This window comes from Neptuniibacter sp. QD37_6 (assembly GCF_047778085.1).
GTDB lineage: Bacteria > Pseudomonadota > Gammaproteobacteria > Pseudomonadales > Balneatricaceae > Neptuniibacter.
In genome coordinates this window covers 2,036,852-2,063,129 of record NZ_CP180550.1, presented here as the reverse complement: position 1 = coordinate 2,063,129, position 26,278 = coordinate 2,036,852, and the positions used below count along the sequence as shown (strand labels likewise).

Sequence of the window (26,278 nt, the reverse complement as noted above, 5' to 3'; positions counted from 1 at the left end):
TGGGCTTTTAATAACAATATTAAGACCTTTCTCATCCATTGGGTGTCATATGGTTTTTTCAGGCTTGGTCATAGGTTCTTCAGATTTAAGATCGATCTCACCTGATAATTTTAAAATCTCAGTACGGCTCTGATCTCGCAATTTGATTGCGCTTTGCCATAGGGATTTATCTTCTTGCCGTTCATAGATCGGTTTGCCTATGGAGATAATGATATGTCCTCGTCTTGGGAACCAGCTATCGGCCCGGAGTATATTGCGGGTTCCTCTTATTCCTATAGGTACAACCGGAAGTTTTTGCTGGCATGCGGTAAAAAATGCCCCCAGGTGAAATGAGCGCAGACCGGATGCACGGGTAAATGTGCCTTCAGGAAAAAAGAAAAGAGAGTGCTTTCCCGATGCCTGTTCAGACAGACGGGAGATATCGGAGTGTCCCTGCTCGGCATCAAAGCGTTCGACAAATTCGACACCGAGCTTTTTAAGTGCAAATGCCACTAACTTATTCTTTTTCAATTCTGCTTTAGCAACAAAGCGAACGACTCTGGGTAGAAAACCGAGCATGACATACCCGTCCAGATAACTGGCATGGTTGGCAATAAAGACAGCGGGCTGGCTTTCTGGTGGCAGATTCTTCAGACCTTCGACTTTGATTGTTGTTGCTGTCAGCATGCTTATTAATCGCATACAAAGGCTGAGAGTTTTCCAGCGCCGTTCTTGTTTTGAAACCAGAAGTGCAAGCGGGGTAAATAATATCGCTACAACACTAAACACAAGCCAACTGTAGCCTGCAAATGTGTAATCTAGAGTATCTTGGGAAAGACGCCGTAAATGACCGAGCAGTGAGGCTAAACCGATCCTCAGCCACTGCAGCCGGATATTTCCGGTTCTTTTGCCTAGCAGCCCAGATTCATAGAGTGCTTTGCATGCTGCGCGACGAACCTTGCCGCTGGATGTTTTTAGTATCTGATTTGGGGCGACCAGGCAGATATCATCTGCAGGTAAACCTAGCAGATCTATAGTGGCGTGGTTGATTTCTGACCGGATCGCATTTAAAGCAGCCTCATCTCTCACACGAGTTTCAGCAATGATAACCAAGCGTTCAGTGCCAAACTCTGTGCTCTGGCTACCCAATGCTACAACCCCGCCTTTTCGTATCTCTTTCAGTTCAGAAATCAGACCCTCTAACTCTGATGGATGGATGTTTCTTCCCGCTAGAATAATCAGGTCTTTTTTTCTTCCGGTCAGATAGAGTTCTCCGTCAACGATATACCCCAGATCCCCGGTTTCTAACCATTCGCCCTTAAACAATCCGGCTGTTTTTTCTGGATTTCGATAGTAACCTGCGGTGGCCGACGGGCCCTTAAACTGGACATGCCCTTCCTGCCGGTCGGGTAACTCGCGGTGATTACTATCGACAACTCTGAGTTGGTGGCCCGGGATAACACGGCCGCAGTTAACCACAGTGATGGCTGATGGATCTGTTGTGGAAACAGGTTCTGCGTATCCAGTTCGGCTAAAACGATCACGATCGATATGGTCGAGGATTGGCCCACGTGCCAGTGGTGGAAAGGCCAGACCCACGCTGTTTTCCGCTAACCCATAAACCGGCATCATCGAAGTGGCGGAAAAACCGAGGCAGGCAAAACGGTTACTAAATACCTCAAGCGTCTGTGGGCTAACGGCTTCAGCACCATTAAAAGCACAGCGCCAGCTTGAGAGGTCCAGGTTTGGGTAGTCCTCAGGGTTAATCAGCCTGCTGCAGTGTTCATAACCAAAATTTGGTGATGCTGATAGGGTGCCGCGATAACGATGAATCGCCTCCAGCCAGCGTTGTGGCCGGGCAATAAAACTCAGCGGCGACATAATCACTAGATGTGCAGAATGGTAAAGGCTGGCAAACCAGGCCCCAATAAGGCCCATATCATGGTAAAGGGGGAGCCAACTGACGAACACATCATTGGCATTTGCCTGTACAACTTCGCCCATCGCGCGAACATTAGCCAGTAGATTGGCGTGGGTTAGCATGACGCCTTTCGGGGTGCCTGTACTACCCGAAGTGTATTGAAGAAAAGCGATATCCCGTGGGTTTAGTTGAGGCAAGGTCAATTCGCCAGCCTGTTGCTGTATTTTTTCAGGGGTCACCAGATGTTTTAGTGAGGTTACCTGATTGCGTAACAGCCCAGAAAAAGGAAGTGCCTCTTCAGGTGTGATCATTATCTCTGCACCATTGTTCCGAACAATACTGGCATGTCGGTTAAGGTGCTCCTCAATCTGACTTTTACGCCCCGGTGGGTAAATAGGGCAGGGAATTCCCGCCGCATAGAGGATGCCAAAGAAACAGTAGAAGTACTCGGCCCCCGTTGGCAACATTAATACAACGGGTGCCTGTGGTTGAAGCCCAAGTGCTTGTAAGCCTGCTGCAACTTTCAACGCTTCTGTTTTTAATTGTTTGTAGCTAATTGTCAGCCCTTCACCTTCTGGATCGTACAAGGTGATATGAACTTGGTCAGGGTGATGCTGATTTTGCCATTCCAATACATCCAGCAGGGTCCCCGCACGCTCAGGGACAACACTGGTTTCCTTCAACTCTGGCTGTACTTGTTCTCGCTCAGCTGGAATGGCTTTATCTGAAGGATTATCTATACGGGCCTGACTATTTAAGACAGCATTAAAAAGATCTCGTGGCGTATCTGCTCTATTAAGAAGGGATTCGGGTAGAGCAACCCTAAATTCTTGTTCCAGTCGAAGTAAAATTTCTACCTTTCCAAGACTATCGAAAGAGAAATCTCGATCTAGAGAACTATCCAAATTTAATGTATTGGAAAAATGCTGATTTGGATGTAATTCAGCCGCAACCTGTTTCACTATATGCAAAACATGGAGTGCACTTTCCTGAGTGGCAGGCATTGGGTCAGTGGACAAAACGTTTACCTGCAGTTAGGGGTCTGTAATTTAGCGCGGCTAATTTTGCTAAGAACACGAGTAAATAAACGGGGGGCGGGTTCACGTTTTGCTCCGTTCATACAGATAAGCCAGCATGGATTCAAAAGTTAATATTTTGGTCAAGTCGGAGTCAGGAATCTGAAAACCTAACTTGGTACCCAGTGCTACGCATAAGCGCATGAAATCCATTGAATCCAGATCCAGTTCTTCGCGCATATCTTCTTCCTGATCCAGTAGATCTAGATCTGCTTCTGGCGCAAGTTCAAGAATCTCTTCCTGCAGAATTGTTTTTATCTGTTCTGTATTCATAGGCTCTCCGGTTTTTGTAATAGCTTGCCCAGTTGGTTGAGAAAACGAGCACCCTGCCTGCCATCAGTGGCTCTATGGTCAGCAGCAAGCGTGGCAGTTACCAAAAGGCGAGGTTTGACCTCAGAGCCCACAACCCAAGGGCGAACAGTCGGCTTACCCATACCAATCAATGCGACTTGTGGTGGGTAGATGATGCCAAACAGCTTTTCTACACCGCGGTCACCCATGCTACTTAAGGTCGCAGTGGCTAAGGTCATCTCAGTTGAACGCAGGCCGCCATTTCGTACCCGGTCACTCAGATCTTTCAGCTGAGACATCATCTCAGCAGGTGCGAGCTGATCCGCGTTGAGGATTGCAGGTGATATAAGCCCACCACTTCGGATAGAGATTCCTGTCGCTAAGTGAACTTCAGATGATTCTGAAAAATGGCCATCTAAATAAAAACCATTAAATTCAGGCACTTTGCGCAGCGCTTTGGCTACAGCACAATGAAATAAAGCATTGAGTAGGATCTGCTGGTCTGGCGGTAGATCACGGTTAAATTCATGTACCCAGTCATCTGCTCGCTGCACATCAATTGTGGTTTCCAGATAGTAATGAGGGATCTCACGTTTGGATCGACTTAGTGCAGCGGCGATGGCCTCGCGCATTGAATCTTTGCTAGGTGAATGTGGTGTGTGATGAGCCTTTTTGATATCCCTAGAAAGAATAGCGCCGGCTGGGCCACTACCTGTAACTTCGGTCAGGTTTATCCCTGCATGTTTAGCCAGATGTCGAGCATAGGGTGTTGCTGAATGTCTATTGAGGTTAGCGTAACTAGTGGATGGTTGATGGTCACTAGTCTGTGGAACAGCTTGTGAGGGTTTTCGTTTAGTTTCAGTGGGTTTGACAGGATCAGTTACTGCAATAACGTCTATTTTCCCCGTTAGTCGTGCAATCGGAGTCCCTACTTGTACCGTTTGGTCTTCTGCAACTAGTAATTCTTCAACCTGACCATCGGTATAAGCTTCAAAGTCGATAGCACCTTTTTGAGTTTCAATAACGGCGATTACCTGACCCTTATCGATCTTATCTCCTGGTTTAACTCTCCACTCCAAAATCAGGCCTTGATCCATATCTGCGCCAAATGAAGGCATAGTCAACTCATAAACCGAATTACTCATACTATCCCCGGTAGCTGTCTGACAGCTTCAAGGATATCCTCTACCTGGGGTAGTGCAGCTTGCTCAAGATGTTCCGGGTAGGGGATAGGAACCTCCTGACTGCATACTCGGGTGACTGGAGCATCTAGCTGCCAGAATCCCTCCTCCATCAGCAGGGCGCTGATCTCTGCCGCCATCCCGCCAGTTTTCCAGCTTTCATCGATAATAACGGCTCTATGGGTTCGACTCAGACTTTCTAGCAACGTTTTTTTATCCAGCGGACGTAGACATCGAAGGTCGATAACCTCAGCATCAATGCCATCTTTGAGTAGTGTCTCAGCAGCTTGCTGTGCTTTTGCCAGAGTACCGCCATAGGCAATTAAGCTCAGATCCTTTCCGGTTTTTCTGATAACTGCTTGCTCCATTGGAGGAGTCTTCTCGCGAGGTATAAGTTGATCTTCAATGTTGTATAACATCACGTGCTCAAAGATGATGACCGGGTCAGGATCATTCAGTGCCATCTGCAGCATATAGCGGGCATCGCTGACTGTAGCGGGGGTCAGCACTTTTAGTCCGGGTACATGTGCATACCAACATTCCAAGCTATGGGAGTGCTGAGCTGCCAGTTGGCGTCCAGCACCGCTGGCCATGCGGACTACCAACGGAACACTGAACTGCCCACCAGACATGTGCCGGATAGTAGCGGCGTTGTTTACGATCTGATCGAGCGCCAACAGACTGAAATTGACTGTCATCACCTCGATAATAGGGTGCATCCCTCCCAGTGCTGCGCCAATACCCGCACCGACAAATCCAGATTCGGACAGAGGCGTATCAATTACTCGGTCTTCACCAAATTGATCTATCAGTCCTTTAGAAACAGCGTAACAACCTCCGTAGCGACCAACATCTTCGCCCATTAGGAATACGGTAGGATCTTGTTCCATCGCTTCTCGCAGTGCCTCTCGTACCGCCTCACGATAACTCAGGGTTTGCGCAGGTTTAGTCATGATCAACCTCCGTATAAATACCTTGCAGCAGATCTGTGATAGGTTCCCATTCACCCTGATCTGCATCGCTTACGGCTTGGTCGATTTCTAGGTTTATCTTGTTTTTCAATAGATCGATGTCTTGCTTAGACAAATGATAGTTTTTTTCCATCCAGTCGCTGAGCTGTACCACCGGATCTTTACTTAGCCATTGTTCAACCTCTTCTTTACGACGGTATAGCTGAGTATCGAACATGGAGTGGCCTTTAAACCGATAGCAACGGCACTCTAAAAACTGTGGTCCCTGGCCCTGACGGATTGCCTCTAACGCTTGCTTTGCAGCAATTTCTACATCCACCACATTCATACCATCAACGCTCTGGGCAGGCATGCCGTAGCTGGCAGCCTTACGATAAAGCTCTGTTTCAGATTCGGAACGTTCGAGCGCTGTTCCCATGGCATATAAATTGTTTTCGCAAATAAACAGTACTGGCAATTGCCATAAGCACGCTAAATTCAGGCTTTCATGGAACTCACCTTCGGCAACAGCTCCCTCACCAAAAAAGCAGCAGGTAACACTGTCGTGTTGTAGTTTCTTGTCTGCCAGAGCTAATCCCACTGCTAAAGGGAGCCCACCTGCAACGATGGCGTTGCCACCATAAAAATTCAGCTCATCAGAGAACAGATGCATAGACCCGCCACGGCCGCGGCTGCAACCATTGGTTTTGCCGAACATCTCAGCCATCACTGCTGTCATCGACATACCTCGTGCGAGAGCATGGCCATGTTCACGATAGGTACATACCATCCGGTCAGCGTTTTGTAGTGACTGACACACGCCAACGGCTATCGCTTCCTCGCCTATATAGAGATGGAGGAAACCGCGGATTTTCTCTTGGGTATAGAGTTCAGCGCAGCGCTCTTCAAACAGCCTGATACGCAACATCTGGTACAGCAGCTGCGAGAGGTGCTCTTTACCAAGATGGATTTTTTTGTCTGGGGAAGTCATTTCTCATCGCTCTCAAGTGTGGATAGGTCGCCTTCCGGCAGCCCTAACTCTCTAGCTTTTAGCAGACGTCGCATGATCTTACCGCTACGTGTTTTTGGTAGATTTTCACGAAAGGAAATCTCTTTTGGTGCGACTGCTGCCCCAAGATATTTGCGAGCATGCCCCAACAGCGTTTTCCTCAGAGTTTCATCGGGGAGGTAGCCCGAATTGAGTGCCACGTAGGCTTTTATCATTTCGCCAACAATAGGATCAGGGATACCAATCACTGCAGCTTCAGCGACCGCTGGATGTTCAATCAGTACACTTTCCACTTCGAAGGGGCCAATCAGATGTCCCGCGGTTTTAATCACATCATCACTGCGCCCGACGAACCAGTAATAGCCATCGCTATCCCGTCGAGCCAAATCACCAGAGAGATACCACCCCTCTGAAAAACAGCTTTGGTAGCGATCTGGTTGATTAAGGTAAGCGCGAAACATTGAGGTCCAGCCTGCCTTTATTGCTAGCTCGCCGGTGGTTTCCTGATCATTCAATAGCTGGATGCTGTTGTTAGCAGTCCGCTTTATCAGTGCGACTTCAAGTCCGGGGATTGGACGGCCCATCGATCCTGGTTTGATCGGCATGGCAGCATAATTGGAGATGACGATTCCACCCGTTTCGCTCTGCCACCAGTTGTCATGAAAGGGGATACCGAAAACCTTATTCCCCCAGATGACAGCCTCGGGGTTGAGGGGTTCTCCAACGCTGGCCATAAAGCGCAGTTGGCTGAGATCATATTTGAGCGGTAGCTGATCTCCGGCCTTCATTAGCATGCGTACCGCTGTAGGTGCGGTATACCAAACGCTGACACGCTCTTGCTCTAATAGTTGATACCAGCGGGCAGGGTCAAATTCTGCTTCGTCAATGACCAGTGTTACGCCATGGCAAAGTGGAGCGATAATGCCGTAGGAAATACCCGTTACCCAGCCGGGATCCGCAGTACACCAATAAATATCTTGAGGGTGTAGATCAAGGGCATAGTAGGCAGAAATAATGTGGTGCCGTACGGCGTTATGGACATGTACGGCGCCCTTGGGTTTGCCCGTCGTGCCGCTGGTGAAGTGCAGTAGGGCCATATCATCGGGCGAGCTTGAGTAAACCTGAAAGTCTGGGTCAGCCTCGGCTAGCAATTTGCTTAGATCATGGCAGCCTTCAGGGGGCTCTCCTTTTACATCCAGTAAGAGTATTTGAGGAGAGGGGGCTAATTCATTGATCCAGTGTTGAACCTTTTTTCGATACAGTCGCTCTGTTGTCACTAATACCGCCGCATCGCCAATCTCCATCCGTGAACGGATAGGTTCAGGTCCAAACGCAGAGAACAGTGGCGCAAAAACAGCACCAAACTTCAAACTGCCCAGTAATGAGATATAAATTTCAGGCGTTCTACCGGCTAAACCGAACACCCGATCACCCGGTTGAACTCCAAGTCGTTGAAGCACACAAGCAAAGCGGCTGGTCGCTGCAGCCAGTTCGGCGTAAGTAAGCGTCTTAACTTGGTCTGTTTTGCTATGCCATCTGAGAGCTATTTTATCGGCTAGGCCTTTGTTTAAGTGCCGGTCGACTGCTTCGTAACAGATGTTAAGCGAATTACCGGGTAGGCCATCAATTTGGCAGTTGGGTGAATCTGTTAGCTCTGTTGAGTATTCCCGCATATTAGGGGAGGGCACAACATTATCCGTATCCTTATCTATAACCAAACAAGCCATCCTTAACTCCTCGGCAAAAGCGGCTAGCTCATTGCAGTTTGAAGGTCATTTTTAGGATAGTCGATATCCGCGTGGAAATGGTGTTTTGTGCTCGAATGTTGAGACGAGTCAATAAATAGGCTTGGTTATTTAAAGAGGGCATCCATTAACTGTTTCCGGTTAACAGGACGGTCGTGAATGTTAGTAGGCTTGAACAACGGGGTTTGCTGCGGGGCAGGTTGTTTAACTGTACTTGGTTCAAGAGCATAAAACGAAAAAGGGCCTGATTTAATCAGGCCCTTTTTTATTAGTATATACGAAGGCTTTTAAGCAACTTCTGCAGCTATCTTTTGGCTATCCATATACTCATCGAAAGTACCGTGGAAGTTGATCATCTGTTGATCTTTGATTTCGATAATATGTGTTGCTAATGAGGATACAAATGCACGGTCATGGCTGACAAAAATCAAAGTGCCGTCAAAGCCAAGCAAAGCATTGTTTAATGCTTCGATAGCTTCCATATCCATGTGGTTGGTTGGCTCATCCATAATCAGGACGTTCAAATCCATCATCATCATTTTGCCGAACAGCAGGCGGTTTTTCTCACCACCGGAACAGACTTTAGCTTTCTTGTTAAAGTCGTCAGCTGTAAAGAGTAAGCGACCTAACATAGCACGGACTTTCAGATCATCATGCTTAGGTGTACGCCACTGAGACATCCACTCAAATAGTGTTAGATCAGAATCAAAATCAGCACTGCTATCCTGCGGGCAATAACCAATAACCGCATTTTCAGACCATTTTATCGTACCTTCATTCGCTTGCAGCTCGTCCATCAGGCAGCGCAAGAAAGTAGTTTTACCGGCACCGTTCTCACCGATAACGGCGAGTTTAGCGCCGGCTTCTAGGATCAGATTGCCGTTTTCGAATAATTTGTTGTCTTCAAAACCGTGGCCAACATCTTCTAAGATTAGCGCTTGGCGGTGCAGCTTTTTATCCTGCTTTAAAGTGATGGAAGGGATCTGACGGCTGGAGGTTTTAACTTCATCTAGCTCGATCTTCTCCATCTTCTTAGCACGCGAACTTGCTTGTTTTGCTTTAGAGGCATTGGCAGAAAAACGATTTACAAACGCTTGTAGTTCATCCAGCTCAGCACTCTTTTTCGCATTTTCCGTTAATAGCTGCTCACGGATCAAAGAGGACGCTTCTAGGAAGTAATCATAATTGCCCGGATAGATTCTTAGCTCACCGTAATCGATATCCGCCATATGGGTACAAACCGCATTCAGGAAGTGACGGTCGTGGGAGATAATGATCATGGTACATTTGCGCTGGTTTAGAACCGACTCAAGCCAGCTAATTGTATGGATATCCAAGTTGTTGGTCGGTTCGTCCAGCAACAGAATATCTGGGTTGGCAAACAATGCTTGTGCTAATAACACACGCAGTTTCCAACCCGGTGCAACCTGACTCATCAAGCCAAAATGATATTCTTCGGCAATACCTGCTTCCAATAGGATGTCACCGGCGCGACTTTCCGCGGTGTAACCATCCATCTCAGCGAATTCACTTTCTAGGTGACCAACCTTCATGCCGTCTTCTTCGGACATCTCTGGCAGCGCATAAATACGATCACGCTCCTGCTTTACTTTCCAAAGTTCAGTATCACCCATGATTACCGCATCGATAACCGTGTACTCTTCAAAGGCGAACTGATCCTGACTTAGGACACCCATCTTCTCACCCGGTGTGATAGACACGTTGCCCGATGTTGGTACTAGGTCACCGCTCAGAATCTTCATAAAGGTCGATTTGCCGCAACCGTTTGCGCCAATCAAACCATAGCGATTGCCGTTACCGAATTTAGCCGAAATATTTTCAAACAAAGGCTCAGCGCCAAACTGCATTGTGATGTTCGCAGAGGATATCAAGGGAGTGTCCTGAGGGTAAAAAATTAGGAGATGTACAGCGGTCTTAAAAGGGCTGTTACAGGGAGGCGAACTTTACCAGAAAAGACGAGGAAAGGGGTGTTTATTAACCTGAAATTGTTTAAAAATCATCGGTAGCGATATAGGGACAAGTCTCCGATTTTCCAGAGTGAATTTTACTTAACCCAAAATAGGAACCATCGTTCCTATTTTGGGAATCAGTTGGTGCTTTTTACTACCTAACCCAAAAAGCCTTATTCGCTTCCTTGTGAGCCTGCTTTCTGCTTATTCCTAGATCCATTAATTGCTCATCACTTAATTTTAAAAGCGCTTTTCGGGTGCGGTAGTTCTGTTGCCACTGTTTGGAAATACACACCAATTTATGTAAATTTATTGTCGGGAGAGGATAATTATTTCTTATCTCTTTTGATGGCTGGTAGTTTTCGCATACTTGAATGCTCATCTGTGTATCCTCCGTTTATGCTTAATTTGTAGGTATTATTGGTCTTAGGTTGCTATAGTGACAAACGATATAAATTTTTATTCAGTTAACTAAAACTTAAGTGATATGGATCGTTTACCTCCTCTTAAAGCGTTGCGTGTTTTTTTGGTGGCTGCTGAGCACGGCAGTTTTAAAGTGGCGGCTGCAAAGTTGTTTGTGACGCAGGCTGCGGTAAGTCAGCAGATACGTTTGCTGGAAGACTACTTTGCCAAGCCTCTGTTTATTCGCCTGAATCGGGAGGTACGTTTATCTCCCGCTGGCGCGTCTTTGCTGCCCTATATCCAACAGGCGTTTAAGGCGATTGAGGAGGGCAGTCGTGCGCTTTCGGTCGATCCTTCACCTAATCAGCTTAAGATCACTTCTCTACCTTCATTTGCTGCTCGGTGGCTGATACCTAGGCTGGGTTCATTTCAGCAGGCCTATCCAGAGTTCAATTGCTTAGTGTCTACTTCATGTGACCTACATGACTTTTCGGATGATAGTCAGGATCTGGCGATTCGTTTTGTTGAAGGGGGGAATACACAGTTGATGGAGAAAATTCTGACCGAGGATTATATCGTTTCGGTCTGCCACCCTGACCTGTTGCAGACAAAGGATGAAGCTGATCTGAACCTTGGCTGCTTACCCCTGTTGATTGATGACTCACCTGAACTTAAACAAGTAAATGCTGGATTTATTCGAGAGATGGGGGGTAAAAATCAGGTAGTTCTGCAGTTGTTGGATTCTAGCCTTCAGGTGGATGCTGCATTGAATGGTCAGGGTGTTGCCCCAATTCGTTATAGCCTCGTGTACGAGTATATTGAGCGCGGTCATTTAGTGTGCCCGCTTAAGTGCTATTGGAATTCGCCTTATGCCAACTATCTGGTTGCGCCTGAAGCTAATTTTGATCGGCCGAAAGTGATGGCTTTTACCGATTGGATTATGGAAGAGGTTAGAGCCGTAGAAGCGCATTGGCAAGTGTTTAAGGACTCTTACAACTTTTCACTTATGGATGATTAAGGTGAACGTGTTTTATCAGGTCTTGGATTTCTGCGTGCGAAAGAGGATTTTATCTCCTTTACAGCGAACAATACTGCCAACTACTTTTACATAGTCAGATATAGCGAGATCACCTGTTTACAGAAAAATACTCTGTTATACTCGCGCCATTGTAGTTAGTGATTAAGAGGCCTTATTTATGTCGAATCGTCTGGTGATTCTGGATACTGAAACCACAGGTATGAACCAGGAAAGTGGTCCGCATTTCCAAGGGCATCGGATTATTGAGATCGGCTGTGTTGAGGTAATCAACCGTAAGCTGACCGGCAACACTTTTCACGTCTACATCAACCCAGAGATGCCGATTGATCCTGAGGCGATCGCGGTCCACGGTATTACGGATGAGCAGGTTAAAGACTGCCCGAAATTTGCTGAAATCGCTCAGGAGTTTGCCGAGTTTCTCGATGGCTCTGAGATGATCGCACATAACGCGCCCTTCGACGTCGGGTTCATGGATCATGAATTCGGTAAGTTGGGAGCTGGTTGGAAGACGACAGAGGAGCTCTGTAAAGTCACCGACTCTCTCAAGATCGCTAAAGATAAATTCCCTGGTCAGAAGAACAACCTCGATGCCTTATGTCGTCGTTTAGGTATTGATAACTCCCACCGTGAGTTGCACGGCGCCTTGTTGGATGCCGAAATTCTTGCCGATGTTTACCTGTTAATGACGGGTGGTCAAACCTCTTTGAGGTTATCAGACGATGAGGCGGGTGGTGATGCAGGGCAAATCAGAAGACATGCAGATGCACTACAAGGCTTACCTTTGGTCACCTTAACAGATGAAGAGCTAGCCGAGCACGAAGCTTTCCTAAATATGCTTGATAAGAAAGCAGGCGGCAGCTGTACTTGGCGTCAGGAACTAGTTGAGGCGGAATAAACCTTACCAATACATCTATACTGCATAATTCAGCGAACCCGCAATGATGGTTTCAGATGAATAGATGTAAAAAAGACCCTCGCAAGATTATTTAACTTAGTAGGACTTAATCTTTAGACCTCTCTTTATTTGTTTTGAATATTTCTTGCAGGGCTACCTTGTAGAGATCATGGTTTGATGCAGGGCAGATAATGTAAAGAAACATGGGTTTCTTAGCACATTAGATCAGATGCTCTGTTGTGGTCATATTTGTATTCGGTATCATGTTTTGAATAATGTGATCATTCATTTCTTTTTAGGCTAGGGATATTTTGCAAACACTCGTAAAGCCTGCAGAATCTCTTATCGATTTTTCGGATCAACCTGACTTTGTTGCAACATTGTGTAAGCGGGTTCACTCCTTACCTTATATTTCTAATCGTATATACCATGCTTCGGTTCCTATCGATCTACGGGATTTGATTGCCTTTCTTTCCAACAATACCTCTCACCAGCAAATGTATTGGCAAGCGCGAGATCAGGATAGATCGCTAGCAGGCCTTGGTATCGCGGTGGAGGTAATCACAGACTCATCAGCAGAAGCGATTGCTGAGGTTAGAAATTTATCATCTCGGATCTTTAGCCAATCTGAGAAAGCGTATCAGCCTTTTTTCTTCGGCGGATTTTCTTTCGCTGAAGAAGATGAGAGTGATATCTGGCAAGGCTTTCCTTCCAGTTATTTTGTTTTGCCGCAGATCTGTTTGAGTGAAACTCAGGGTGAATATCACCTACATATTCACCTGCTATGTGACGGCGAGGCTGAATGGAATACTGCAAAAAATGATCTGATCAGGCTGTTACTTGAACTGGATTGGAATCAGTCCATTCAAGGAATTAGTGAGTTTGATAAACTATATCGCCAATGTTCCAGTATTGATAAAGCCCATTGGCATGACCTCTGTGATCAGGTGCAGAAAGAGATTGTTCATCAGTCTATTGAAAAAGTTGTTCTCGCAAGAGATCTCGTTCTTCCTATTGATGGCGTAATGAATGTTCACCAATTATTGAATTGTTGGTTGGTGGTAAATCCAGATACTTATTCGTTTATGCTTCAAAGAGGCGATAAGTACCTTTTGGGCTGTTCACCTGAGCGTCTTTATAAAAGAGAAGGGCAGCAACTTTGTACCGAGTCATTGGCTGGAACGGTTGGGCGAGGTGAAGGTTTAGCGGGTGATGATCTGTTAGCTCAAAAGCTATTCAATGGCTCTCAGTTTCAGAATGAACATGGGTTGGTCAGCCGATTTATACAGCAGCAGCTTGAAGGTGTTTGTAACACGGTTGATTTTGAACCTACTCAAGTTATGAAATTGGAAAAAGTTCAGCATCTTTACCAAAAGGTGACTGCTGAACTTAACTGTAATATTGATGATGCTGAACTGATAAATCTGCTCCACCCGACACCTGCCGTATCGGGTTATCCAAGAGATGCTGCTATGAATTTCTTGTCTTCAAATGAGCCGCTAGTGCGTGGTTGGTATAGCGGAGGGATTGGAATCGCCAGTTATAGTGATGAGAGGGAGTTTGTTGATTTTGCTGTCGTGATTAGATCTGCGCTACTAGAGAATAACCGTTTACACTGTTTTTCTGGTGTTGGATTGGTTGAAGGCTCTGATCCCGAATTGGAATGGCAGGAGCTGGATTCGAAAATTAACTCTCTTCTTGATGTGGTTTATGGAACAGCGCAACACTAATCTGACAAACTTATGGGCCACTGCTGTTCTAGATCAGTTGGTTCAGTTGGGCGTCGAGGACATTTGTATTGCGCCTGGCTCTAGAAGCGCACCTTTAGTCATTGCGGCTGTCAAACTTTCCCGTTTTAAAGCCAATAAAGGGGAGCAAGGACAGCTGAGATTACACACGCATCTTGATGAGCGAGGCTTAGGCTTTTTCGCGTTGGGTCTTGTCAAAGCGCGGTCAAAGCCAGTCATCGTAATCACTACATCTGGGACTGCGGTTGCCAATTTATATCCTGCAGTCATCGAAGCTTTTCAAACATCACAACCGTTGATCGTTCTCTCTGCTGATAGACCTGAAGAGTTACTAAATTGTGGTGCGAATCAGGCGATTAACCAGAAAGGAATATTTGCGGATAATGTTGTCGAATTTTGTCAGATTGATACGTTAGATTCTGAAGCTGAGATTTCAGAAAACCTGAGTTCAATTGTCAGGGCTTACCAGAAAGCAAGTGCGTCAGGCCCTGTACAGATCAATTGCGCATATAGGGAACCGCTTTATCCAACAGATGATGTGGATCTTTTAGATGCAGACAAATACCTTCAGACTGTTGATCCAAAGTGCCTATCTGCTTCCTCTTCTTTTGAAACAAAGTTCAGCCAACCCGAAGGGAAAACAGTTCTTGTCGCCGGTGATTTAACCCCTTCGCAAGCGTTGTTTGTATTGGCATTGGCTGAGCGGTTTGATACCCCAATACTTGCCGATATAAACAATAATTTGCCGAAACATCGATTGGTTATTCAAAGTGTTGAATTGGTGCTTGAAGCTCAGCCTGATCTACTTGCTGAATACGGTTCGGTGATTCAGTTTGGTGGGCGGCTTGTCGGCAAGCGCTTGTTGAATTGGCTGTCTGTAAGTGAATTTGAAAACTACATTTTGGTATCACCACAGGAATTAGCACTTGATCCATCTAAGACGGCCACTCAGCTTTGCATCGATATAGATAAGTATTGTCGGGGTGCCGTTATAACCAAATCAGATCATGCTCAACTGTTAGAAAAGAGCGGTCAGATACTGGAGAAAGCACGAACCTTTGTGCGTTCACTCTCATTCGGTGAACTGAAAGCAGCGCAGACTCTATGTGATGTTCTGGATGATAGCGTAGATCTTTTTATCGGTAATAGCTTAAGCATTCGCTTGATGGATCTGCAGTCTAATCGAGATTTCTCTGTCTTTAGTAACCGAGGGGCGAGTGGGATTGATGGGCTGTTGGCCACGGCTTGCGGTGTACAGCAGGGGCGAGAGAGGCCTATGGTAGTTTTGTTAGGGGATACCTCGTTGCTGCATGATTTAAACAGTTTGATGATCGCACGCCGTCATACTAGTGACTATCCGCTTATATTGATTGTGCTTAATAATGATGGCGGTAGCATATTTAACATGCTGCCTGTGGCAAATTTAGGTGATATTCAGCGAGATTTTTTCCAGCTGCCGCATGGTTTGGGGTTTGGCAATATCGCTAAAAGTTTTGATATTCCTCATCATTCACCCAACACCGAAGAGCAATTCAAACAGCAGCTTACTAAGTTACTCAAACAGAATGGAGTGGCAATGATCGAGTTACAAGTACCTCCTACTGAGAGTAGTCAGCAGATAAAAGCACTCTATGAGTTTTCAAGAAATCATTGTGTGGCTTCTGATTCGACAGGTTAATCATTAGATGCTGATCAATCATTCTAATTACAATGGCCCGATATTAACTGAAAGCTCCCCCGTTATACTCTGCCTCCATGGCTTTATGGGAGGGCAGGATGACTGGAAACCCGTCATAGATCTTCTCCCTGATAGTCAGAAACTGAATATTATTTATCTCTCTTTGCCTCTTTCCTTCCCAAAAGAGGTGACAGATATTGAAGGTTATAGCCGTTGGTTGTGGCAGCAGCTCCCCGATTTTAAACAACCGGTGTTTTTATTGGCATATTCTCTGGGTGCACGTATTGGGATGCATTGGTTGAGGGATAATCCTGGTTCAATTTGTGGTGCTTTATTTGAGGGAGGTCACCCGGGCCTCCCCGGCGACAGAGCGCGGCTAGACAGTGATTTAGTTTGGCAGCAGCGGTTTAGTCAGCAGGATCTTAAGCTCACTTTGGAGCAGTGGTATCAACAAGCTGTGTTTAAAGGCAGAGAAAAAGATACAGCGGAACAGATCTATCAACGGCATAAGGCTGATCCATCTGCTTTAGGAAGCTTATTACTGACTCTATCTGTGGCTAATCAGCAGGATATGACTGCCTCACTTGGGGCTCACCCTATTACCTATCTCACAGGAGAGCATGATAAAAAATACACCGAATTAGCAAAACAGCTCGTTCAACAGCATGCTAATATCGTTCATCATGTTATCTCAGGTGCAGGCCATAATTGTCACAGTGATCAGGCCTGTAGTGTGAGTAGGATTTTATCTAATTTTTTAACGGACTTTATTCATGACTAACCCTGCAGACAGCAGTATCAAGAAGGGCGCAGATTGGGTTGATTGCGGGCAGCAATTTACCGATATCCTTTATCACAAGGCTGAGGGTATCGCTAAGATCACCATTAATCGTCCTGAAGTACGTAATGCCTTTCGTCCACAAACAGTTAAAGAGATGATTGCGGCAGTCAATGATGCCCGTTATGACGATCAGGTTGGCGTAGTTATTCTGACTGGGCAAGGTGATATGGCCTTTTGTTCAGGCGGGGATCAGCGAGTTCGAGGTGATACGGGCTACGAAGATGAATCTGGCGTTCATCATTTGAATGTCCTGGATCTTCAGAAGATGATCCGAAGCCTACCTAAGCCAGTTATCGCGATGGTAGCGGGTTATGCTATTGGTGGTGGTCATGTATTACATCTGGTCTGTGATATGACGGTAGCTGCGGAGAATGCTCGATTTGGTCAGACAGGCCCTAAGGTAGGGTCTTTCGATGGTGGTTTCGGAGCCAGTTATATGGCGAGTATTGTAGGGCAGAAGAAAGCCCGTGAAATCTGGTTCTTATGTGATCAGTACGATGCGAAAGAAGCACTAGATATGGGCCTAGTAAACAAGGTCATACCTTTAGAAAATTTAGAATTAACCACGGTTGAGTGGTGCCGAAAAGTGCTTAGGCTTTCTCCTATGGCATTGAGAACATTAAAGAGTGCTTTCAATGCCGGAATCGATGGACAAGCAGGTCTTCAGGAGCTGGCCGGTAATGCCACAATGTTGTTTTATATGACTGAGGAAGGACAAGAAGGCCGTAATGCCTACAATGAAAAGCGCCCACCTGACTTTAAGCGATTTAAACGCCAGCCATGATCCCTAAGGTCAGGCTTCTTGAGTATGAAATTCCGTTTACCTCTCCCTTTGTTTTTAATATGGGTGGTAAGCGGAAAACACTCAAAACTAGACAGGGATTGCTACTACACTGGTTGTTCGGCGATCAGAGTCTTTATACAGAGATTGCACCCTTGCCGGGTTTTTCAAATGAAACCCTAGAACAATGTAAGCAGCAGTTATTGATGCTTAATTCGGGTGATTTTTCCGCTTCCGCTAGTCCAAATCACTTATACCCAAGTGTGCGATTTGCAATTGAAGCTGCGTGGTATCAACTTGAGTATCCTTTGCGTTCTAAAGCTGTTCGTTCCTGTTCGCTTATGGATAAGAGCTCCGAAAGCCATCGGATAAAAATTAAAGCAGGGCATCAATCAATCGAGAATGATGTTTTGTCTTTAAAGTCTGTTTTAGCTCATTTGCAACCTCATCAAAAGTTGCGAATTGATACCAACCGGACATGGGTGATAGAAGAGCTAGAGACTCTCCAGCAAGCACTCAATATGTCACAAATAGATTATGTGGAAGAGCCGCTTAAGTGCATCGACCATTACCAACCTAACGGATTGCCTATCGCTTTTGATGAATCTCTCCGCGAGCTGGATCCGCAAAAGCCTGTTCCAGAAATATTCTTTACTGCCAAAGCCTGGGTTTTAAAGCCAATGCTATCTGGGTTGCAGCGGACCATAGAACTTGCTCAATTGGCTCGTGAGAGGGGAATAGCCTGTGTGCTTTCCAGTAGCTTTGAAAGCAATGTCTCACTGGAGTTTTATCATTCACTGGCTCAGGATCTGGAATTAACCGAGGAGCAGGGGTTGGATACTCTTAAGTATCTAGCAAAAGATCTACAGCCCGCAAAAATAACACTTAGAGAGCAAACTGTTCCAATGGCAGATTGCAAAGAGATTGCGCGGCTATGCTAGAAATGCTCCTCGAAAAGCACTACGGCAATGGCAGTACGCTGGGTGATGAGCATCATCGCTATTCTTACGAGATGTTTAATGGTCTGATTCAATCTAAGAGAGATGAGTTGTATTCATTCGGGTTAAGGGAGCATCAACTTGTTCTGTATAAAGCTGAAAATACCCTTGATACGCTCATTTTAAGTTGTTCCATTATGGAATTAGGCGCGGTGGCTGTTCCGTTCAACCCTTCATTTAGCGACAGCGAACTCAACGAGCTAAAAGACCTAAACCAGTATGCGTATTTTATCGATCAGCATGGGGTGGCGGCACTACATGAAGAGCATGAAGAGGGTGTTGTCGATCCATCCATAGTGAATGGGATTTTTACATCGGGATCTACTGGAACACCTAAACTGGTGTGTCATCGCCTCTCTAACCATATTGCCAGTGCTAACGCCTCAGCGATCATCAATCCTTGCGACTCTTCTGATCATTGGCATGTCTCGTTGCCGATTTACCATATCGGTGGTTTTAGCGTGCTTTTCAGGGCGATAGTGTCCGGTGCATCTTTGACAATTGGTGGTCGTGTAGAGGATCCATTATTTATACAGGAAATGGGTATAACCCATGCCTCGATGGTTGCGACACAGTTACAACGTTTCAAATCATCGGTTAACGATGCAAGTGTTTTAAGGCTAAAAACCTTGTTGATAGGCGGTGGTCCGACTGCAGAAGCACTATTACGTTCATGTGCTGACCTACCTTTAAGAAAGACTTACGGTATGAGCGAAATATCTTCACAGGCTTGTACTGAAGGTGATAATGGCGCAATGGCAGTGCTAGACAGTGTCGAGCTAAAGATTGATAAAGACGGTGAGATCTTACTGGCAGGTGAAAGCTTATTTTCTGGCTATCTGGTCGGTAACCAATTGAAATCGCCCGAGTCTTTTTTTAATACCGGTGATATCGGTCGCTGGGAGAATAACAGACTGCTGATTACAGGGCGTAAGGATAATCAGTTTATTAGCGGCGGTGAAAATATTCAGCCGGAAATGATTGAGAAACAACTACTCAAACTAGAAGGCGTGACTCAAGCAGTAGTGGTGCCTGTTGCGTGTCCTGAGTTTGGTTGTCGACCTTTTGCTTGGGTAAATCCAAATTGCAGTATCACCCAGATTAAATCCGATCTTAAGAACCTTTTACCCCGTTTTATGATTCCTGTTGGCTTTGCCGAGATACCGGATTTTATGTTGGTGAAAGGCCTCAAGTTATCTCGAAAGAAACTTACCGCTCTAGCTGAACAAGAGCGGCAATCTGTATCTGTTACTTAGAAATATCAGGTGTTCAGTGATCTCAAACGATAAGTCCAATATATAGTAAAACGAATTAATAAAAGCTATTAAATTAATACTGCAATGTGCCAAAGTAGATATTCTGCACAACAATCATTACGGGCTAATTTAATAGTATTTGAGCAAACTGATATACTGAAAACAGAGGATGTATGCTGGTATATGGCTATTTGTATTAAAAACTATTGACTGCGAAACAGGTCGAAGTGTTTTTTAAAGAATGAGAGCGTTGAAAGTGACAACTAAGAAAAGAAAACTCACTTTATCAAGAATAGAAGAGCGTGTTCAACAGTTACCGCTTCTGCCTTCTGTTGTTTGTGATTTGATGGAGCTTGATACAGACTCCCCCTTCTTCTATGACAAAGTAACTGAGTTGTCTCAAGCTGACCCTCCGCTGGCAACAAGAGTACTTAAAATTGTTAACTCAGCCTCTTCGGCTCATTCCCATGCCATAACTGATCTGCATGAAGCACTGATTCGGGTTGGAACAGATAAAATATTATCGTTTATAACAACATTATCAGTTGCTCGAGTTTTCACCCCTGTAACAGATCAGCAAAAAGCCATTTGGCAGCACTCAATTGAAACAGCTCATATTGCGAAGTTTGTGGCGATCCATCTAAAAGATTTAAACGTGGATAAAGGGTTGGCATTTACTTCAGGCTTGTTACATGACATAGGCAGATTCGTACTGTTTGAAATGACAGCTAAAGCCATTGATGTCGTAGATGCTAAGGGTTGGGACACGCCAATAGAATTGCCGGATGTGGAGAAAGGAGTACTTGGCTTTACCCATGCTGATGCTGGTTATATTGCGGCGAAGAAATGGCAGTTGCCGAAATTAATTGTAGACATGATTCGTTATCACCATAACTACGATATAAGCAAACACAACGAAGTGTCAGCAGAATTGCGGAACTTAGTTTTAGTTGTCCAGTTCGCAGATTTGGTGAGTGTTTTAATTGAAAAGAATCCTGAATGGCCTGATTGGGATGAAGCAAAATTGACTAGCGAAATTCGTAGCTTCTGTCACCACGATATTTGGCCTAAAGTAAATTTCCCAGTAAATGAACTGGTGAAAGAACTACCACTTATATCCATTGAGTGCTATCAGATACTTGAAAAGCTAAGGCTGAGATAAAGATTTAACCAACTATTTATCAGTTAATACCTGTTTTGTTGTCTAAAAAATTTATCAGATATCATGGTGAAGTGTTTCTGCCTCAAGGATTTCCTTCGTCTGTAGCAGTTATCTAATGAAAAGTCAGGTTACTGTCGTAGGCTGATATGCACTGGAACTTTCAGAAAACACTCTGATTAGCCCCAACATCGGAATTATTGTTTCTATATTGGGACTTTTGGGCTCAGCTTAAATCTTTACGACGAACAACTGTAATGAGATAAGCCTCCAAGGCCATTTAGTTTTGCAGACCTTAATCTGTAGAACTTGTCTTCTGCTTCTTTTGATTGTTCAGCATAAGGTTGGGTCATCACTTCCTGTAGTTCCCTTATAAGCTCGTAATTACCTTCAGCCGCTTGTTGATAAGCGGGTTGCACGAACCATTCACGCAAGGTGTATTTAGGATTTACCTGTTTGATCTGCTGAATACATTCTTCATGAGAGCGTTGAAGATGTGTATTAGCCTGATCAATAGCTGCGTTCCATTGCTGGAACCAATCTTCCCAGCGCTCACTCAGTTTGCTAGATGGCGTTTGGTAAAAGCTATTCGTTAAAGGCTCTATACTCTCTGGAAGGTCGGATAGTTCACGGAAGAAATAAGTGTAATCCACTTGCGTTTGGGCCATAAGCGCTAATAGCTCTTTTACTAGTTCTGGCTCAAATTTATCTAGCCCTAGTTTTGCGGCCCACATCGCTTGCATTTTGTTAGTCATCTCTTCTGCAAAACCGTTTCTGATTTCACTTAGCTGTTCTATTCCGTCAGGAGCTGTTTGGAAAAGGGGAGCTAAGGCTACGCAGAACATATGGAAGTTCTGTTCTGCGGCTAGAGGCTGATTTAGGAAGGAGAAGTGATGCCCGCCGCCGGTCCAAGGTTGGAATTGTGGATCAAACTCATCCATAAAACCGTATGGACCATAATCTAGGGTAAAACCACCCGCAGCACAGTTATCGCTGTTGAAATTGCCTTGGCAGTAGCCGACCCGAATCCAGTTACTGACTAGTGAAGTGAGTCGATCTTGGAAAGCTTGTGCTAGTACCAGCGCTTTCTCTGGTAACGATAGATCATGGTCGATCAGATCGCTGTATTCTCGCTCGATCAAATGCAGAACCAATATCTCGAGTTCTTCTAGCGCTTTAGGGTGCTCTTGGTTGCGAGCGCGACGACCAAAGAGTTCTAATTGACCGACACGAATAAACGAGGGTGCTACACGTGTTGTAATTGCGACAGGGTTATAGACCATGGTGTCAGGTTCATGAGAGTGTGAGCCTTCAGAATACCAAGGGCGTCTTACTATTTCTGATTTCGAAACATATAAACTTAAGGATCTAGATGTAGGAATGCCCAGAGCGTGCATATGCTCTTGCGCTAGAAACTCACGCACACTTGATCGTAAAACCGCACGGCCATCTGCTCCGCGACAATATGGAGTTTGACCGCCGCCCTTAAGCTGCATCTCCCAACGTTTATTGTTAAAGATACCTTCTAGAACAGAGACTGCTCGGCCATCACCATAACCGTTACCTGTTCCAAACGGGCATTGTTGGTAGTACTCGTTACCGTAGATGGAGAGGGCATATCCGCATGCCCATCCTTGTTGGCGTAAAGGCTTCGGAACTTGAGACAGATCACCCGAGAACATCTGCATAAAACTCTTTGATTGCGCTAAGTCGTCTGCGAAACCTAACTCACGAAAGAAAGTATGGCTGTGCGCAATATATTCTGGATCTTTGATAGGTGTTGGATTAACGGGTACATAATGGCCAGAAAAGATCTCTCTGGGGAAATGATCAACACCGTTTTTAGTGGCATCTGGATCAGCATTAAGGGTTTCTAAAAGTGAATAATCGGCTAGAGCTGCAAGATCATCGAGTGAATCGATTGTTGGTTCATTCATTGTGGTGGATGGTTCGATCATTGTGGCTCCATAACAGGGTTTACTTCTAACTAGCGTAGTTTTAATTATCTCTTTACGTTTGGGAAGAGCGGAAAGATCTTTGATCGACTGGCTAGGTGTATAAAAAGAAAATATAGAGTCTATAGTTGAAGAGCTACGAGTATCGGCTATTTTTCTCTTTAGAAATCCAAATTAACGTTTTGCACGTAACATTCACATTGGGTAATTAAGACATTCTTTCCTTTAGAATAAAAAATAAACAGTTACCGCCTTTGTGACAGTTTTTTTAGGCCCTAAGTTCATATTAACCCCCGTAGTAATTAACGGGTTAGCGTCTATAGTAAATCTATACCCAATGTTTGATTACATAGCGTAAAGGGTGGGGGCTATGTAAGCGTTTTTGGGAATCCTACCCGGTTGCTAAAATGGTATTGAAAAAAGAGTCGCGAAAGCACTTTTGGCCGATTATCACTATTATGATGTTTGTCGGGGTGATTACCTGTTTAGCTTCAATTGGGATTTTGTATAAGTCTGCAGTCGAAGCTGAACAATCCCGTCTAGTTTCTCTTGTTTCGAGTAAAGCTCGCCTTATTAATGCTGTTGCAGAATTTGATTCACAATACAGCCGAGTAGATCACCCCGAAGGGGCGGCAGGTGCAACCTTAAGTCAGCTACGAGACTCATTTAGAGATAAAACAGGCTTCGGACAGACTGGAGAATTTGTTGTTGGACGGCTGAGTGGTCAGAATATCGAATTTTTGATGAGCTCTCGGCAGCTTGAGCAAGCACCCACCCCTATACCTTTAAACGAAACTGCTGCAGAGCCTATGAGGCGAGCCTTAAATAATGAATCGGGGGCGATTATTGGCCCTGACTATCTTAATCGTGAGGTAATTGCCGCTTATCAGCTGGTCCCTCATCTGGGCATTGGTCTTGTTGCCAAAATCGATATGACTGAAGTACAGCAGCCTTTTATTGATGCCAGTATCAATGCCTTGATTATTGCTCTACTAATCATCGTGATGGGGACTTTATTAATAAGTCAGATTGAGGAAGAGGAGCACTCGAGTAGTGAAGCTTTTGCATTAAAGTCGGGTGTAGGCCCTAAAGAGTGGCTTGTTTATCGGATATTACTGCTTGCTACGGTATCTGTAGCAGTGATGATGACCTCTATTGGCTTGTTGTATTACTCAGAACGCGAAGCAGAAAACCAGCGCATGTTGGATATGGTGGTAACTCAGGCCAGTTTGATTAATGCAGTTTCAGAGTTTGATGCCCAATACAACGAAGATGATTTTCCTGGCGGGTCAAAAAAGGCGACTTTGGAACAGGTCAGTAAAGCGATGCAAGAGTCACCTGGTTTTGGTCAAAGTGGGGAATTTCTTTTAGGCAGTTTTTCTGATTACAACATCGTTTTTCTGACTCAGCCACGGCATTCAGATCACCCGATACCTGACTTTCATGTAGTTGATAAGCACTCTAATGCTATGAAACAAGCATTAGCGGGACGCACGGGAACGCTGGTAGACCTAGATTACCGCCATATAGATGTGCTGGCCGCATTCACACCGATTCCAGCATTAGAATCTGGGTTAGTTGCGAAGATAGATATTCCCGAAATCAGAAATCCGTTTATTCAAGCGAGTTTCAATACTAGCGCTGTTGCGGCGGTTGCTATCTGTTTTGGTGCTTTGCTGCTGTGGCATTTGTCTCAATATCAAAAAGAAGAGGATATCCATGATATTAGCCAGCCTATAAGTCGCGGTTTGGCTATGGTTGATGAGGTTAGAATTAGCCCTGTTTTGCTAATTTTTACTATTTCTCTAGGCGCAGCATTGTTTGTATTGGACTTGGCCCTGCCTTTAGGTATTGCTTGTGGCCTGCCTTATATCTTTTTTGTGCTGGTTGGAAAGATCTATCCGCGGCGTCAGCATACGCTCTTGCTAGCGCTCATCGCAACTATCCTAATTTTCATAGGTTACTACTATTCTCCAGAAGGAGGCCAAGATTGGGTGGTTATCACCAATCGAATCTTGGCAGTCGCAGCGATCTGGTTAACAGCACTGACAGTGAGTGTTTCTCAGGCACAAAACCGAGCGCAGAAGGTGCAAGCTTCTGAGTTGAGAAGGCTTTCTTTAGCCGTAGAAAATAGCCCCGCATCTGTAATTATTACAGATCCTGATGGAATCATTCAGTATGTTAATCAGCGTTATACGGAGCTCACAGGTTATAGCCGAGAAGAGTCTGTAGGGCGCAAAAGCAATATGACTCGATCTGGTAATACTTCAGATCCAGTCTACAGCGACTTATGGGAATCACTAAATAGTGGCAAGACGTGGCAAGGGGAGTTCCATAATAAGAAAAAATCAGGTGAGCTCTATTGGGAGAGTGCTTCTATACATCCCATTATTTCTGCGAAAGGTAAGATTGTTAATTTTGTGGCCCTTCAGGAGGATATAACAGAGCGTAAAGTGAGTGAGTTAAAGCTGCAGTATATGGCGACACATGACAACTTAACCAACCTCCCAACACGTCGACTATGTATGGATCGCTTAGCTAAGATTATAGATCTGGCTAAAAGGAAGCAGCATCAGGCGGCTGTATTGTTTATTGACCTTGATGGCTTCAAAGAGGTGAATGATTGTTTTGGTCACGATAGTGGTGATCAGGTATTAATTGATACCGCTACGAGGCTTAAAACATGTGTAAGGGAGTCTGACACAGTAGCTAGAATTGGTGGAGATGAATTTATCATCCTATTAAATGAAATCAATGAACCCCAAGATGCAGGTTTGGTTGCTAAGAAAATTCTAGAGAATATTAAGCAGCCTTATAGAATTGAACAAAAAGAAATAAGTATTGGCGTAAGTATTGGTATAGCGCTTTATCCTATTGATGCGGTAAACCCAGAGAAACTGATTCAAAATGCTGATAAAGCAATGTACAGCGTAAAAACAAAAGGTAAAAATAATTTTTCCTTCGCAGAATAAACCTTATAAATAGTGATGTTAATTTAAGGTTTTTGAATTTATTTTCTCTAATTAAGAAATTAATTATTTAGTATTTGGGTATTCTTTATAATCTGCTGTTTGCTCAAAATCTTTTTGATTTAAATAGCTACTAATTTAGCCATTGCTCATCTCCTTATTACTATATATCTGTAAAAACATGTAGTAACTAGCTACTACTTTGCTGTTTATGGTGTGTTAAATGGTAGTGTTTACTATATCCTTTGGTATAATCTAAACGCCTGTATGAAAATATCAGTTCGCTCAGACAATGCATGGATAACTCAGTATCTTCTTTAAAAATAGCTGTAAAAATCATTAACTAATTTACTTTAGTGATTATTAATAAAAATATATTAGAGGTTTTTAAATACATGGTGCTCTGTTTGTTTTAATTGAAAACTATGGCAGCCT

19 protein-coding genes are annotated in these 26,278 nt (G+C 44.7%); 10 read left to right on the top strand and 9 right to left on the bottom strand.

The genetic code is table 11. From position 1 onward, the window contains the following. Positions 1 to 45: 45 nt before the first annotated feature. From ACMXYO_RS09840 to ACMXYO_RS09805, 8 genes are all read right to left on the bottom strand, one after another. Positions 46 to 2,919: an AMP-binding protein gene (locus ACMXYO_RS09840; RefSeq protein WP_415884954.1), complete on the bottom strand. Its 2,874-nt coding sequence runs from the start codon at positions 2,917 to 2,919 to the stop codon at positions 46 to 48. Positions 2,920 to 3,000: 81 nt separating this feature from the next. Continuing rightward, positions 3,001 to 3,249 carry an acyl carrier protein gene (locus ACMXYO_RS09835; protein ID WP_415884953.1) on the bottom strand — a complete coding sequence of 83 codons (249 nt, stop codon included), beginning with the start codon at positions 3,247 to 3,249 and terminating at the stop codon, positions 3,001 to 3,003. Then, positions 3,246 to 4,412 carry a dihydrolipoamide acetyltransferase family protein gene (locus tag ACMXYO_RS09830; protein WP_415884952.1) on the bottom strand — a complete coding sequence of 389 codons (1,167 nt, stop codon included), beginning with the start codon at positions 4,410 to 4,412 and terminating at the stop codon, positions 3,246 to 3,248. Before ACMXYO_RS09830 ends, ACMXYO_RS09835 begins: the two co-directional genes overlap by 4 nt. Next, positions 4,409 to 5,401 carry an alpha-ketoacid dehydrogenase subunit beta gene (locus ACMXYO_RS09825; protein WP_415884951.1) on the bottom strand — a complete coding sequence of 331 codons (993 nt, stop codon included), beginning with the start codon at positions 5,399 to 5,401 and terminating at the stop codon, positions 4,409 to 4,411. The genes ACMXYO_RS09830 and ACMXYO_RS09825 overlap by 4 nt, the downstream gene beginning before the upstream one ends. Next, entirely contained in the window at positions 5,394 to 6,389 is a 996-nt protein-coding gene (pdhA, locus tag ACMXYO_RS09820) for a pyruvate dehydrogenase (acetyl-transferring) E1 component subunit alpha (RefSeq protein ID WP_415884950.1), read from the bottom strand. The genes ACMXYO_RS09825 and pdhA overlap by 8 nt, the downstream gene beginning before the upstream one ends. Continuing rightward, positions 6,386 to 8,134 carry an acetate--CoA ligase gene (acsA, locus tag ACMXYO_RS09815; RefSeq protein WP_415884949.1) on the bottom strand — a complete coding sequence of 583 codons (1,749 nt, stop codon included), beginning with the start codon at positions 8,132 to 8,134 and terminating at the stop codon, positions 6,386 to 6,388. Before acsA ends, pdhA begins: the two co-directional genes overlap by 4 nt. A gap of 305 nt (positions 8,135 to 8,439) precedes the next feature. Continuing rightward, the gene (locus ACMXYO_RS09810) at positions 8,440 to 10,044 is read right to left on the bottom strand and encodes an ABC-F family ATPase (RefSeq protein ID WP_415884948.1); all 1,605 of its coding nucleotides are present in this window, start codon (positions 10,042 to 10,044) and stop codon (positions 8,440 to 8,442) included. Between the two features lie 232 nt (positions 10,045 to 10,276). Then, entirely contained in the window at positions 10,277 to 10,504 is a 228-nt protein-coding gene (locus ACMXYO_RS09805) for a DUF1127 domain-containing protein (RefSeq protein ID WP_415884947.1), read from the bottom strand. A 105-nt stretch (positions 10,505 to 10,609) separates the two neighbouring features. Between ACMXYO_RS09805 and ACMXYO_RS09800 the strand changes: the two genes are divergently transcribed. The 9 genes from ACMXYO_RS09800 to ACMXYO_RS09760 all read left to right on the top strand — a co-directional run bounded on the left by ACMXYO_RS09800 (position 10,610) and on the right by ACMXYO_RS09760 (position 20,922). Beyond that, positions 10,610 to 11,542 carry a LysR family transcriptional regulator gene (locus ACMXYO_RS09800; RefSeq protein ID WP_415884946.1) on the top strand — a complete coding sequence of 311 codons (933 nt, stop codon included), beginning with the start codon at positions 10,610 to 10,612 and terminating at the stop codon, positions 11,540 to 11,542. 178 nt (positions 11,543 to 11,720) lie between these two features. Then, positions 11,721 to 12,458, top strand: coding sequence for a DNA polymerase III subunit epsilon (dnaQ, locus tag ACMXYO_RS09795; protein WP_415884945.1), 738 nt, complete (start codon positions 11,721 to 11,723; stop codon positions 12,456 to 12,458). A 311-nt stretch (positions 12,459 to 12,769) separates the two neighbouring features. Further along, complete coding sequence (locus ACMXYO_RS09790) at positions 12,770 to 14,188, top strand: isochorismate synthase (RefSeq protein ID WP_415884944.1); 1,419 nt, start codon at positions 12,770 to 12,772, stop codon at positions 14,186 to 14,188. Continuing rightward, complete coding sequence (gene menD / locus ACMXYO_RS09785) at positions 14,169 to 15,884, top strand: 2-succinyl-5-enolpyruvyl-6-hydroxy-3-cyclohexene-1-carboxylic-acid synthase (protein WP_415884943.1); 1,716 nt, start codon at positions 14,169 to 14,171, stop codon at positions 15,882 to 15,884. Before ACMXYO_RS09790 ends, menD begins: the two co-directional genes overlap by 20 nt. A gap of 7 nt (positions 15,885 to 15,891) precedes the next feature. Then, positions 15,892 to 16,665, top strand: coding sequence for an alpha/beta fold hydrolase (locus ACMXYO_RS09780; RefSeq protein WP_415884942.1), 774 nt, complete (start codon positions 15,892 to 15,894; stop codon positions 16,663 to 16,665). Beyond that, on the top strand, positions 16,658 to 17,509 hold the full coding sequence (menB, locus tag ACMXYO_RS09775; RefSeq protein WP_415884941.1) for a 1,4-dihydroxy-2-naphthoyl-CoA synthase: 852 nt from the start codon (positions 16,658 to 16,660) through the stop codon (positions 17,507 to 17,509). Before ACMXYO_RS09780 ends, menB begins: the two co-directional genes overlap by 8 nt. After that, on the top strand, positions 17,506 to 18,447 hold the full coding sequence (locus ACMXYO_RS09770; protein WP_415884940.1) for an enolase C-terminal domain-like protein: 942 nt from the start codon (positions 17,506 to 17,508) through the stop codon (positions 18,445 to 18,447). Before menB ends, ACMXYO_RS09770 begins: the two co-directional genes overlap by 4 nt. After that, entirely contained in the window at positions 18,441 to 19,760 is a 1,320-nt protein-coding gene (locus tag ACMXYO_RS09765) for an AMP-binding protein (RefSeq protein WP_415884939.1), read from the top strand. The genes ACMXYO_RS09770 and ACMXYO_RS09765 overlap by 7 nt, the downstream gene beginning before the upstream one ends. 256 nt (positions 19,761 to 20,016) lie before the next feature. Next, entirely contained in the window at positions 20,017 to 20,922 is a 906-nt protein-coding gene (locus tag ACMXYO_RS09760) for an HDOD domain-containing protein (protein WP_415888088.1), read from the top strand. 236 nt (positions 20,923 to 21,158) lie between these two features. Here ACMXYO_RS09760 and ACMXYO_RS09755 read toward each other — a convergent pair whose 3' ends face one another. After that, a complete protein-coding gene (locus ACMXYO_RS09755) occupies positions 21,159 to 22,877 on the bottom strand; it encodes a protein adenylyltransferase SelO (protein ID WP_415884938.1) in 1,719 nt (572 codons plus the stop codon). Positions 22,878 to 23,281: 404 nt separating this feature from the next. Between ACMXYO_RS09755 and ACMXYO_RS09750 the strand changes: the two genes are divergently transcribed. After that, the gene (locus ACMXYO_RS09750; RefSeq protein WP_415884937.1) at positions 23,282 to 25,846 is read left to right on the top strand and encodes a diguanylate cyclase domain-containing protein; all 2,565 of its coding nucleotides are present in this window, start codon (positions 23,282 to 23,284) and stop codon (positions 25,844 to 25,846) included. Positions 25,847 to 26,278: the final 432 nt, after the last annotated feature.